The 13,148-nt window shown below is 49.8% G+C and carries 11 protein-coding genes and 1 pseudogene; all 12 read left to right on the top strand.

The window, feature by feature from the left end; translation table 11 throughout:
• The 12 genes and pseudogenes from MCG98_RS13650 to MCG98_RS13595 all read left to right on the top strand — a co-directional run bounded on the left by MCG98_RS13650 (position 1) and on the right by MCG98_RS13595 (position 13,136).
• Complete coding sequence (locus MCG98_RS13650; RefSeq protein ID WP_240302490.1) at positions 1 to 756, top strand: segregation/condensation protein A; 756 nt, start codon at positions 1 to 3, stop codon at positions 754 to 756.
• Positions 753 to 1,322 carry an SMC-Scp complex subunit ScpB gene (gene scpB / locus MCG98_RS13645; protein ID WP_240302489.1) on the top strand — a complete coding sequence of 190 codons (570 nt, stop codon included), beginning with the start codon at positions 753 to 755 and terminating at the stop codon, positions 1,320 to 1,322. Before MCG98_RS13650 ends, scpB begins: the two co-directional genes overlap by 4 nt.
• A 139-nt stretch (positions 1,323 to 1,461) precedes the next feature.
• A complete protein-coding gene (locus tag MCG98_RS13640; protein ID WP_240302488.1) occupies positions 1,462 to 2,670 on the top strand; it encodes a D-alanyl-D-alanine carboxypeptidase family protein in 1,209 nt (402 codons plus the stop codon).
• Between the two features lie 4 nt (positions 2,671 to 2,674).
• Positions 2,675 to 3,706, top strand: a complete 1,032-nt coding sequence (locus MCG98_RS13635; RefSeq protein ID WP_240302487.1) for a DUF2804 domain-containing protein — start codon at positions 2,675 to 2,677, stop codon at positions 3,704 to 3,706.
• A gap of 20 nt (positions 3,707 to 3,726) precedes the next feature.
• Entirely contained in the window at positions 3,727 to 5,169 is a 1,443-nt protein-coding gene (locus MCG98_RS13630) for an NAD(P)/FAD-dependent oxidoreductase (protein WP_240302486.1), read from the top strand.
• Positions 5,166 to 6,146 (top strand): annotated as a pseudogene (locus MCG98_RS13625) (FAD-dependent oxidoreductase); the annotation flags it as partial. The gene MCG98_RS13630 and the pseudogene MCG98_RS13625, both read left to right, overlap by 4 nt.
• Before the next feature lie 11 nt (positions 6,147 to 6,157).
• Entirely contained in the window at positions 6,158 to 6,535 is a 378-nt protein-coding gene (locus MCG98_RS13620; RefSeq protein ID WP_240302485.1) for a DUF1667 domain-containing protein, read from the top strand.
• Between the two features lie 3 nt (positions 6,536 to 6,538).
• Positions 6,539 to 8,038: a glycerol kinase GlpK gene (gene glpK / locus MCG98_RS13615; protein WP_240302484.1), complete on the top strand. Its 1,500-nt coding sequence runs from the start codon at positions 6,539 to 6,541 to the stop codon at positions 8,036 to 8,038.
• Between the two features lie 16 nt (positions 8,039 to 8,054).
• Entirely contained in the window at positions 8,055 to 9,116 is a 1,062-nt protein-coding gene (locus MCG98_RS13610; RefSeq protein WP_240302483.1) for an alpha/beta hydrolase, read from the top strand.
• Entirely contained in the window at positions 9,043 to 10,881 is a 1,839-nt protein-coding gene (locus MCG98_RS18970) for a DUF6320 domain-containing protein (RefSeq protein ID WP_240302482.1), read from the top strand. Before MCG98_RS13610 ends, MCG98_RS18970 begins: the two co-directional genes overlap by 74 nt.
• The gene (locus tag MCG98_RS13600; RefSeq protein WP_240302481.1) at positions 10,878 to 11,546 is read left to right on the top strand and encodes an HD domain-containing protein; all 669 of its coding nucleotides are present in this window, start codon (positions 10,878 to 10,880) and stop codon (positions 11,544 to 11,546) included. The genes MCG98_RS18970 and MCG98_RS13600 overlap by 4 nt, the downstream gene beginning before the upstream one ends.
• Before the next feature lie 153 nt (positions 11,547 to 11,699).
• Entirely contained in the window at positions 11,700 to 13,136 is a 1,437-nt protein-coding gene (locus MCG98_RS13595; RefSeq protein ID WP_240302480.1) for a carboxyl transferase domain-containing protein, read from the top strand.
• Positions 13,137 to 13,148: the final 12 nt, after the last annotated feature.

Raw genomic sequence — 13,148 nt, 5'->3', positions numbered from 1 at the left:
ATGGGGATACCCGTAAAACTGCAGGTATTTGAAGGTCCGCTGGATCTTCTGCTGCATTTGATCGATAAGAATAAAATAGATATTTATGACATACCGATTGTGGAGATCACCAATCAGTATCTGGAGTACATTCGCCAGATGCAGCGACAGGACCTGAATATTATGAGTGAGTTCATGGTAATGGCGGCAACACTGATTGATATCAAATGCCGTATGCTTCTCCCGAAAGAAGTTAATGAGGAGGGAGAAGAGGAGGATCCTCGGGATGAACTCGTACAGCAGCTGCTTGAGTATAAGATGTACAAGTATATGTCGTATGAACTGAGAGAGCGGATGGCGGCCGCTTCCAGGAGTATCTACCGTAAAAACACAATGCCTGCAGAGGTGATTTCCTACCGTCCTCCGATAGACACAAGGGAGCTTGTGGGTGATATGAACCTGGAAAAGCTTCATGCTGTCTTTTTGTCTGTGATGCGGCGTCAGGAGGACAAGCTGGATCCTATTCGAAGTAAATTTGGGAAAATTGAACAGGAGGAAGTAAGTCTTCCTGATAAAATGACATATGTGGAGACGTTTGCACGCGACCGGAAAAAGTTTTCATTCCGTGAACTCCTGGAGCGGCAGTGCAGCAAAACACAGGTTGTCGTTACATTTCTGGCAATACTGGAGCTGATGAAGACTGGACTGATCAGGATCAGCCAGGAATATATATTTGACGAGATACAGATTGAAACAGTGGGGATTGGTGAATCATGAATATAAAAAATACGGAAGCTGCCATTGAAGCAATTCTGTTTGCAATGGGTGAGTCTGTAGAGCTTTCTAAGATTGCGAAGGCGATCGAATGTGATGCGGCAACCACGCAGAAACTTATTCACGATATGATGCTTCGATATGAGCAGGAAGACCGGGGAATCAAAATCATTGAACTGGAAAATGCGTATCAGCTGTGTACGAAACAGGAGTATTACGATAACCTGGTACAGATAGCCCTGCAGCCGAAGAAAGCAGTGCTGACGGATGTAATGCTGGAAACACTCTCCATTATTGCGTATAAACAGCCCGTCACTCGGCTGGAAATAGAGAAAATCCGCGGTGTGAAGTGTGATCATGCCGTTAATAAACTGGTAGAGTATAATCTGGTACAGGAGGTCGGACGGCTTGACGCTCCCGGCCGTCCGATTCTGCTGGGGACTACAGAAGAATTTTTGAGGAGTTTCGGGGTGGAATCGACAGAGGAACTGCCTTCTATCAGTCCGGTACAGCTGGAAGACTTTAAAGCGGAGGCGGAAGAAGAGGTCCAGCTGAAACTGGATATTTAGGATACCGTCTGATCAAATCATCGGGGATATACGTTCAAAAGAGTCCGGCTTGCCGGACTCTTTCTTATATCTGATAATAAATTATATTTTTTCTCATAGAATAAAAGGAGGACATACACAAAACGGATGAGTTAATCGCATGAAAAAATGGATTGTTTTGATGGGAGTTCTTTTGACGGTCATGTGGGGCGGGCAGACCGTCTATGCCCAGGAGGAGCCGGCGGAGAGTGAACTGTATGCCCGTTCGGCATGTCTGATGGATGCTGAGTCCGGGCGGGTGCTGTATGAAAAAGACGGGGAGGAAAAACGACCCAATGCCAGTACAACAAAGATTATGACCTGCATCCTGGCTCTTGAGAACGGGAATCCTGATGATACGGTGACGGCAACAAAACGGGCGGCGGGGCAGCCCAAGGTGCATCTCGGTGTACATGAGGGCGACACATTCAGACTGAATGATCTTCTCTACTCCCTGATGCTGGAATCGCACAATGACAGTGCAGTGATGATAGCGGAGCATATTGCAGGGAGCGTGGAAGAATTTGCGGGTATGATGAATCAGAAGGCACAGGAGATCGGATGTGAGGATACTTACTTTATAACTCCGAACGGTCTGGATGATCAGAATGAACAGGGAGTACACGGGACAACGGCGCAGGATCTGGCCAGAATCATGAGATATTGTATTATGCAGTCGCCGAAGCGGGAGGAATTTCTGGCAATCACACAGACGGCGTCATACACTTTCTGGAATATGGAAGAGACGGTCATTTACAACTGTTATAATCACAACGCGTTTTTGTCAATGATGGAAGGAGCACTAAGCGGCAAGACGGGATTTACCGCTGATGCCGGATACTGTTATGTGGGAGCCCTTGAGCAGGATGGCAAAACGTTCATTGTTTCACTTCTGGCCTGCGGATGGCCCAATAACAAGAGTTATAAATGGTCAGATACGAAGAAGCTGATGACATACGGTCTCGAACATTATTCCATACAGGATGTTTTGGTGCGCGAACTTCCGGCTGCACAGCTGGAGGTACTGGAAGGACAGCACGGCGGAAGGCTCTCTGAAAAAGCTGTAGTGCCTCTGAGTTACCGCTGCGATATGGAACAGCAGTCTCTGAAGGTACTGCTGGGTGCAGATGAGGAGGTTCAGGTAGAGGAGAGCCTGCCGGATGCGCTCAGAGCGCCGGTCAAAGCCGGTACGACAGTGGGAAAAGTGTCGTATCTTCTGGATGGGGAAGTTCTGAAAACATATCCTGTCTATGCCGATGAAAGTGTAAAGAAGATTGATTTTATCTGGTGTTTTGATATAATAAAACAAAAGTATATGATGAGGGGGTGACGTCATGCAACAACGGCTGATGCCGGGGAAGCTTCTGGATGGAAACGGATGTCTGCTGGAAGCCGGCTACGCTACGCGTCCCATGAAAGAATACAGGAGAGATGCAGTTCGCCAGGGAGCACTGCGCATCAAAGAATGGGACTATTATCTCATCTGCAACGAGCATTTTGGAATTGCTCTCACGGTAGCGGACAACAGCTATATGGGACTGGTAAGTATCTCGTTCCTTGATTTTGATCAGAGAAAGGAGACCACGGTGAGCCCCATGACGCTGCTCCCGATGGGCAGGACGGGGATGCCGTCCTCCTCGGATAATGGTGACGTCAGGTTTGGCAGCCGCCGTTGTCAGTTTTCTTTTGAGAAAGAAGAAGACCGTCGAATTCTGACCGCAGGGATGAAAAACTTTAAAGACGGACAGCCGATCCGCATGAAAATCCATCTGACCCGGGAACCGGAGGACAGTATGGTGATCGCTGTTCCGTTCCGGGAGAATCCACGGGCATTTTATTATAATCAAAAGATCATCGGGATGCGTGCAAAAGGGATTGTGGAAATTGGCAGACAGCGTTTTTATTTTAAGCCGGAGGACAGTTTTGGACTGCTGGACTGGGGACGCGGCGTTTGGCCATATGATAATACCTGGTACTGGAGTGCGGCGCAGACGCTCTTGGGAGACCAGGTATTCGGTTTCAATCTGGGTTACGGTTTTGGTGACAACAGCCGTGCTACAGAAAATATGTTGTTTTTTGAGGGGCGCGCCCACAAACTGGAACATGTCCGTTTCCTGATTCCGGGAGAAAAAGAAGGTCACGCAAAGTACCTGAAAAAGTGGCAGATTGTGTCTGATGACGGACGTCTCGCGCTTACATTTACCCCGATTCTGGACAGGAGTGCACGAACTTCGGCAGGAGTTATCCTGAGTGACCAGCACCAGGTGTTCGGGCATTTTGATGGAATCGCAGTACTCGACGACGGCACGGAGGTGGTTGTAGAACACATGCAGGGATTTGCAGAAAAAGTACATAATAAATGGTAAGGACAAAGGAGGATAGGTCTGTGTATGATGCCGTAATCATCGGCGCAGGTGTGACTGGATGTGCGGCGGCGCGTGAGCTGTCACGGTACAGACTGAACATCTGTGTACTGGAAAAGGAAGAAGATATCTGTGCAGGCACTTCAAAAGCCAACAGCGGTCTGGTCCATGCAGGTTTTGATGCTGAGCCGGGGACTTTAAAAGCCAGGATGAATGTTCTGGGAAACAGAAAGATAGATGCTCTGTCAGGGGAGCTTGATATACCGTTTCGGAGGAACGGTGCAGTGGTGCTGTGCCGGGAAGGACAGGATGAAGCAGGGCTTGTACGGCTCATGGAGCAGGGCCATAAAAATGGTGTGCCGGACCTTCGGCTGCTGAGAGGGGAGGAGCTGCACAGGATGATTCCCGCTGCTGCAGACGACGTAAAAGCAGCGCTGCTGGCGCCGGGAGCCGGAATCGTCTGTCCATTTCGGATGACAGCGGGCCTCGCGGAGAATGCCTGCACCAATGGTGTGGAGTTTTGGATGGACTGTCCGGTTAAGAGGATCGAAAAACATGAGGATGGGTACTGCCTTGATACCGGGAAAGGGAAGGTATTCACCCGCTGTGTGATCAATGCGGCGGGGGTATATGCGGATGTGTTTAACAATATGGTGAGTGAAGAACTGCTTCGTATTACGCCGCGCCGGGGGGAATATCTTCTTTTGGATAAACGGGCGGGATCGTTCACACAGCGCACAATCTTCCAGATGCCCGGTCCGATGGGGAAGGGAGTGCTGATCACGCCCACTATCCACGGGAATCTGCTGGTGGGCCCAACTGCACAGGATACGGAAGACAGAGAGGCTGTCTGTACGACGGCAGAGGGACTCCTGAAGGTGCAGAAAAAGGGCATGGACGGCATCAGAGATCTGCCGCTTCACGAAACCATCACATCCTTTGCAGGACTTCGTGCCCATGAGGATGGAGGGGATTTTGTGATCGGCGAGGCAAAGGGGGCGCCGGGATTTTTTAATGCTGCAGGAATCGAATCACCGGGATTATCAGCTGCTCCGGCTATAGGATGCGAACTGGCTGAGATGACAGCGACTTATCTGAAGGCACGTAAAAACCAGGAGTTTACAGCAGTTCAAAAAAATATCTTTTCAGCTGCGCAGGCAAGTGCGGAAGAACTCAGTTTAAAGATCAGAGAGAATCCGGCGTATGGCAATGTGATCTGCCGGTGCGAGACAGTGACTGAGGGAGAGATCATCGAGGCGATCCGGAGGAAACCGGGGGCGCGTTCCCTTGACGGTGTAAAACGGCGGACGAGAGCGGGAATGGGCAGATGCCAGTCTGGATTTTGTATGCCGAAGGTGATGGAGATTCTCTGCAGAGAGCTTGACCTGGATCCTTTAAAGGTGACAAAAGCCGGAGGTACTTCTTATTTGCTGAATGGATACAGTGGGAAGGCAGGCGGGCAATGAGACCAGATGAAACAGTGAACTATGATGCAGTGATCATCGGAGGGGGCCCTGCGGGCATGGCGGCTGCAGCTGCTATGAAACGGGAGGGCATTGATAAGCTTTTGATACTGGACCGGGAGGCTGAACTTGGGGGTATTTTGAACCAGTGTATTCACAGCGGCTTTGGCCTGCATACCTTCCGGGAAGAGCTGACCGGACCGGAATATGCAGCACGTTATGTTGAAATGATTGACAGGCTTGGTATCGAATATGAGATGGAGAGTATGGTCACAGATATCTCACGGGAACGGGTTGTAACAGTTATGAGCAGGGGAAAAGGACTCCGGCGGATTGCAGGGAGGACTGTGGTCCTGGCAATGGGGTGCAGGGAACGTCCGCGCGGGTCTCTTGGCATTCCAGGATACCGGCCTGCCGGTATCTACACGGCTGGTACAGCACAGAGACTTGTAAACCGGGAAGGGCTGATTCCAGGCAGGGAAGTTGTGATCCTGGGATCGGGGGATATCGGACTTATCATGGCGCGGCGCATGACGCTCGAGGGAGCACGGGTTAAAATGGTGGTGGAAATGAAGGACAGGCCGGGAGGACTCCAGCGGAATATTGTTCAGTGCCTGGATGATTTTGAAATACCTCTGAGGCTTAAAAGCACCGTCACGGAGATACACGGCAGACAACGAATCTCCGGTGTGACAGTAGCCGGGATCGATCAGAACGGGCAGAGAATGGGAGATACAGAAGAATACGTTTCCTGTGATACACTGCTGCTGTCTGTGGGACTGATACCGGAAAATGAGCTGACAGAAAAACTTGGGGCCAGAATGGATGAGACGACACGCGGACCTAAAACGGATAAAAACTGCCGTACCAGCATAGAAGGAGTATATGCATGCGGAAATGTACGCCATGTTCATGATCTGGTCGATCATGTGAGCCGCGAAGCCGAAAGGGCGGGGAGGGCTGCGGCAGCTTACCTGAAAGGACACAGTATATGAAAAAAACATTGATATGTATCTGCTGTCCGAAAGGATGTACGCTGCATGTGACCGTTGATGAAGACAGACAGGTGTCTGATATTAACGGATACGGATGTGAAAATGGCAGAGAATATGGAATAAGGGAATGTACACAGCCTTCCAGGACGGTGACATCCACGGTGCCGGTTACAGGCGGAGTGGTTACGCGGGTTCCTGTGAAAACGGCACGGGAGATTCCAAAGGAACTCGTCCCAAAATGCATGGAGGAAATCCATCAGACCGTGGCGCGGGCACCGGTAAGGATCGGGGATATCCTGATCCGGCGCACGGCAGGGACAGATATTGATGTGATTGCGACCGGAAATGCAGCCGGGAAAGAGACAGGGGGATGACATATGGAACAGTACATGATGGCACTGGATCAGGGTACGACAAGTTCACGCTGTATTTTATTTGACAGAGCGGGAACGATGAAGAGTGTGGCACAGAAGGAATTTACACAGTATTATCCGAAGCCGGGGTGGGTGGAGCATGATCCAATGGAAATCTGGTCTTCACAGCTGAGTGTGGCGACGGAGGCTATGGGAAAAATCGGGATTGACGCCAGAAGCATTGCAGCGATCGGCATCACGAATCAGCGTGAAACTACGATCGTCTGGGACAGAAATACCGGAAAACCGGTTTATCCGGCTATTGTCTGGCAGTGCCGGAGAACAGCGGAGATGATAGACGCCGTGAAAGCGGAGGGAAAAGAAGCTTATATCCGGGAACATACAGGACTGATCCCGGACGCTTATTTTTCAGGAAGTAAGCTGGCATGGATACTGGATCACGTGGAAGGTGCAAGGCAGCGGGCGGCAAATGGTGAACTGCTGTTTGGAACGGTTGATACCTGGCTGATCTGGCAGCTGACGCAGGGCAGGGTACATGTGACGGATGTGACGAATGCATCACGGACGATGTTATATGACATTCACAGGATGCAGTGGGACGACGAGATCCTGGAACTGTTTGGGATTCCGGTCTGTATGCTGCCGCAGGTAAAGCCGAGCAGCTGTGTCTATGGTCATACCGACAGAAATGTGCTGGGCGGCGAGATTCCCATCGCGGGGGCGGCCGGTGACCAGCAGTCCGCACTGTTCGGACAGTGTTGTTTTGAGGCCGGGGATATTAAAAACACGTATGGAACAGGCTGCTTCCTGCTGATGAATACAGGGGAACAGGCTGTACGGTCAGAGTCGGGACTTTTGACCACTGTGGCGGCTAGTGCGGGCGATACGGTACAATACGCACTGGAAGGAAGCGTTTTTGTGGCGGGTGCTGCGATACAGTGGCTGCGGGATGAATTAAAGATACTGGACAGTGCCCCGCAGTCTGAGGAATACTGCAGAGCGGTGGAGGATACAGGGGGCGTCTATGTGGTGCCCGCATTTACCGGACTTGGTGCGCCTTACTGGGATCCGTATGCCCGCGGAACCATCGTCGGACTGACACGCGGGACGGGACGCGCGCATCTGATCCGTGCCACAGTGGAATCTCTGGCTTACCAGGTATCGGATGTGATCGAGGCGATGCAGAAAGACTCCGGTATCAGGACCAGAACGATAAAAGTTGACGGCGGTGCATGTGCAAATGACTTTCTGATGCAGTTTCAGTCTGACTTGCTCAACGCGGAAGTGGAAAGACCATGCTGTATTGAGACGACGGCGCTCGGGGCTTCTTATCTGGCCGGACTGGCGGTGGGGTATTGGAGTGACCGGGATGATATCAGGAAAAACTGGGCGCTGGAGCATACGTTTGTGCCGGTGATGAAGGAAGCAGAACGAAAGAAAAAACTGAAAAACTGGAAACGGGCAGTCCGATGCTCCCTGAACTGGGAGAAAGAAGAGGACTGACACAGGAGGAAAATGCATGAATAAGGCACTGCAGGTGCTGCTGAAGGCGCTGTCAGAACCGGAAGCCGATATGAACCTGAGAAGAACCAGGTATCTGATGAATTTGAAGTCCATTGATGTGTTTAAACGGTTTTACCGCACGATCGACTATAAGATATACAATAATGGGGTGGAGGTTCCGCTGCGCATTTATTTTCCGGATGAAGATTCCTTTGATACGGTGGATATTGATGCCTACTGCAGAAAACATAAAGATATTGACAGGAGAAAAATGGTAGACAACACGTATCCCGTCCTGTTGTTCTTTCACGGGGGAGGATTCGTGACGGAGAGTGTGGAAACGTATAACCGGATCTGCTGGAACATGTCCAGAAATACGCAGCACGTAGTTGTCTCCGTAGATTACAGGCTGGCGCCGGAACACCGTTTTCCCACGCCGTTTGATGACTGTTATGCGGTGGCAAAGGCTATTTTTAAAGATCAGACCATACTCCATGTGAAACCGGAGCGTATTACGATCATCGGCGACAGTGCGGGAGGAAATCTTACCGCTGCGGTCTGCCAGAAAGCCAGGGATACAGGTGATTTTAAAGTACACGGCCAGATCCTGATCTATCCGTGTACAGGTAACGACTATTCGGACAGCACACCGTTTGCATCGGTGAAGGAAAACGGTTTTGATTATCTGCTGACGCAGAAAAACCTGCAGGATTATATGAATCTCTATCAGAGCAGGGAAGAGGATCGCTTAAGTCCATACTTTTCGCCTCTGCAGGCGGAGGATTACAGTGATCTTCCAGCGGCGCTTGTGATCACAGGGGAATACGATCCCCTGCGCGATGAGGGTGAAGAATATGCCAGGCGAATGCGATCTGCGGGTGTGCCTGTCAGTTTGCACCGGATCAAGGATGCGGTCCATGGATTTTTCCTGCTGACGACGCTGTATCCGGCGGTTAAAGAAACGTATGAATATATCAACGATTTTTTGAAAGAGGTAGATAACGGTGTTCCAGGAAAAGAAAACGCGGTGGAGGAGTCTGGAGAATACGGCCAAGATCTTTCCTGCTACGAGCGGTAAAAAAGATGAACGGGTGTTTCGCTTTGCCTGTGTGCTGAAAGAGCCTGTGATAGGGGAAACACTGCAGGAGGCGCTGGACCTGGCACTTGAGGAATTTTCGATGTTCCGGTGTGTGCTGCGCAAGGGTTTCTTCTGGAATTACCTGGAAGAATCCGAAGAAAATGCAATCGTCCGTAAGGAGTACAGGCAGCCGTGCAGCCAGATTTATGTCAGAGACCAGAAAAGTCTGCTGTTCGAAGTAACCTATTATAAAAACAGAATAAATTTTGAGACTTATCACGCCCTCACGGATGGGACGGGGGCCCTCCATTTCCTGCGTGCGCTTGTCTATCACTATCTTGCGCTGCTGTATCCGGGGCAGATTGATTATGATGCCGGAAAACTGCAGCTGATCCAGACGGATGAGGATAAAGAAGAAGACAGCTTCTGGAAGTACTATGACCGTGATACCAAGCGCCAGAAAATTAAAAAATATAAGGCCTGCCAGCTGCACGGCAGAAAAATGGATTATGGACAGATGCAGCTGACGGAGGGAATCGTGTCCACGAAACAGCTGCTTACGGAAGCAAGGAAACGGGGGACAACAGTGACAGTACTGCTGACAGCCCTGTATTTGAAGGCGATTTCACAGGACATGACGGTCAGACAGAAGAAAAAACCAGTGGTCCTTATGATTCCGGTGAACCTCAGAAATTACTATCCGTCAGAATCCATGCGCAACTTTTTCGGATGGATTGATATCGGTTATTCGTTTTCAGAATCCAGTGATGAACTGGGGGATGTGATCAAAGCAGTGGATGAAATGTTTAAAAAGGAACTGCAGCCTGATAAGATTGCCGCCCGTATGTACGGGCTGATGGATTTTGAGATGAATCCGTTTGTGCGTGCACTTCCGCTGGAATTAAAGCTCTATTCCATGCAGGTTGGGGCATTTGCCAGCAAAAACACGGTGACGGCAATTTTTTCGAATGTCGGAAAAGTGGATATGCCCAGGGAGTGCATGCCACATATTGATTTCTTCGATGTGTTTACCAGTACGCCCAAACAGGAGCTTGCGATGTGTTCCTACGGGGACAAGATGGTATTCAGTTTCACGTCCGCATACGCGAATCAGAGAGTGGAAACATGTTTTTTTAAAGGCCTGGAGGCTCTGGGAGTACCCGTCAGCGTGATTGACGAGAGGGAGAGCTTTCCGGATTTAAAAAAGGAAAATTCCAGGCAGGACCTGCTTTTGAAGTGCTTCCATTTTGTCTGCGTTGCGGCAGCGGTGATCTGCGGAGTCCTGAACGGAATTATAAATCCTGACACTGAATGGAGTCTGTATGTATTCGGTGCATTGCTGTGCGGCTGGGTATTGACGACAGTTGCAGTGCACAAGCGGCGGGATATGATGAAAAATATTGTGTGGCAGACGGTACTTATTTCAATCGGACTGCTTATCTGGGATTTTGCGACGGGTTGGAGAGGCTGGTCAGTCAATATAGGATTTCCCGCCGCAGTGGGAGCAGCACTGGTTGCTATGCTGATTGTAACGGCAGTTTTCAGGCTTCCGTCGCCGCGTTATATGATTTATTTCTTTATGATATGTCTGCTGGGTATGCTGCCGTTTATTCTGCTGGCTGCCGGAATTCTTACGCTGCGCATACCGGCTATGATTTGCAGCGGAGCAAGTCTTCTGGTCCTGCTGGCGCTTCTGATCTTTCAGAGGGAAGCATTATTTAATGAACTTGCTAAAAAATTTCACATAAACCGCATGAAAGGATGAATCTTTTGATCAAATACCAGGATATTAAAAGCAATGAGACAGTCAGGACTTACATCACGAAAGCCGATGAATCACTGATTGCACTTGGTTTTACTGAACACAGCTTTGCACATGTCACGAAAGTTGCGCAGACTGCTTCCTATATACTGGAAACGCTGGGATTTAGTGAACGAGACTGTGAACTTGCAAAAATTGCGGGATTTCTACACGATATCGGCAATCTGGTGAATCGGACCGACCATGCCCAGAGCGGGGCGCTGATCGCATTCAGGCTGCTGGATCATATGGGAATGGAGGCGCAGGAGATTGCGACGATCGTCACCGCGATCGGCAATCACGATGAAGGGACGGCGGAAGCGGTGAATCCGATCGCTGCAGCACTGATACTGGCGGATAAAACAGATGTAAGGCGCAGCCGTGTAAGGAATAAGGACAAGACGACGTTTGATATACATGACAGGGTCAATTACTCTGTGAAGCGGTCGGTGGTTAAGATCAATGAAGACAGGACGCTGATTAAATTGAAACTGACGGTTGATCTTCACTACGGTTCGATTATGGATTACTTTGAGATCTTTATGGTGCGCATGCTGCTCTGCCGGAAGGCAGCGGAATCGCTTGGAATGGGATTCCGTCTGATAATTAACGAACAGCAGGTGGTCTAAGGGTGAATTTTTCAGATTCATCCTTTTTTTAAATCGAATTTAAAGGTTTTAGTTTAACATGATATTGAAATAAAGTAAAATTTGCAGTACAATTATCTACAGTGGATCTGCGGTTAACTGCAGACAATTTTATAGAAAACGGAGGGGCTTATCATGAGTGACACTACAGTGAGCGCTGCGATGGACAGAATTAATGCGCTGCTCGATGCAAACAGCTTTGTGGAAATCGGCGGGCAGATTACGGCACGCAGCACAGATTTCAACTTATCTGAAACAGAAACGCCTTCCGACGGCGTCATCACGGGATACGGTGTGATTGAGGGAAGCCTGGTCTATGTCTACAGCCAGGATGCGTCGGTATTAAAAGGAACCATCGGTGAAATGCATGCCGGAAAGATCGTGCGATTATATGAACTTGCGATGAAGACCGGAGCTCCTGTCCTTGGATTTCTGGATTGTGCGGGTATGCGCCTCCAGGAAGCGACGGATGCGCTGCATGCGCTTGGAGAAATTTACAGAAGCCAGGTCATGGCGTCCGGAGTGATCCCGCAGATCACAGGCATTTTTGGCAGCTGCGGAGGTGGTCTGGCAATAGTCCCGGGGCTTACCGATTTTACTTTTATGGAAAAAGAAGCGGGGCACCTGTTTGTCAATTCGCCGAATGCCGTTGACGGAAATGAAAAATCAAAGTGTGATACATCATCCGCTGTATTTCAGTGTGAAGAGACAGGACTTGTGGACGGTGCCGGGACAGAGGAAGAAATCCTAAGCGCGATGAGACGGCTCGTCGTAATGCTTCCGGAAAATAATGAAGATGATTCTTCTTACATCGAGTGTACGGATGATCTGAACCGGGTCTGTGAGCAGTTGGAAAACAGTGCCGGCGATGCAGTACTGATGCTCACACAGCTGGCAGATGCTCAGGAGTTTCTGGAGCTGAAGAAAGATTATGGCAGGGAAATGACAGTCGGTTTTCTGCGTCTTAACGGTATGACAGTCGGGGCTGTTGCAAACAGAAGTGAAGAGTATGATGCTGACGGAAACCTGAAAGCGTCTTATGACACTGTTCTCTCTGCGAGGGGGGCCAGAAAAGCGGCGGACTTTATAAGGTTCTGTGATGCATTCCAGATACCGCTTCTGACGATGACGAATGTGAGCGGGTTCAGGGCGACGAAGTGTGCGGAAACAAATATGGCGAAATCTGTTGCAGAGATGACGTATGCATTTGCCGAGGCAACAGTCCCGAAAGTCAACGTGATCACCAGAAAGGCATACGGAAGTGCGTACGTTGCAATGAACAGCAAGGCGCTTGGAGCAGATATGGTATTTGCGTGGAGAGAGGCAAAGATCGGTATGATGGATGCCATGGCAGCAGCTAAACTGATGTATATCGATGAGGGGATCGAGGTCATGAAACAAAAAGCGGCAGAATATGAGGCTCTTCAGGACAGTGCTGCTTCAGCGGCAAGGCGGGGATATGTAGATACGATCATTGAGCCAAAAGACACACGGAAACATGTGATCGCCGCGTTTGAGATGCTGTTCACAAAACGGGAAGACCGGCCGGGAAAAAAACATGGAACGGTTTAAGAGAGGTGAACG

The organism is Ruminococcus sp. OA3 (assembly GCF_022440845.1).
Classification (GTDB): Bacteria; Bacillota; Clostridia; order Lachnospirales; family Lachnospiraceae; genus Ruminococcus_G.
This window is presented reverse-complemented; position numbering and strand designations above follow the sequence as displayed.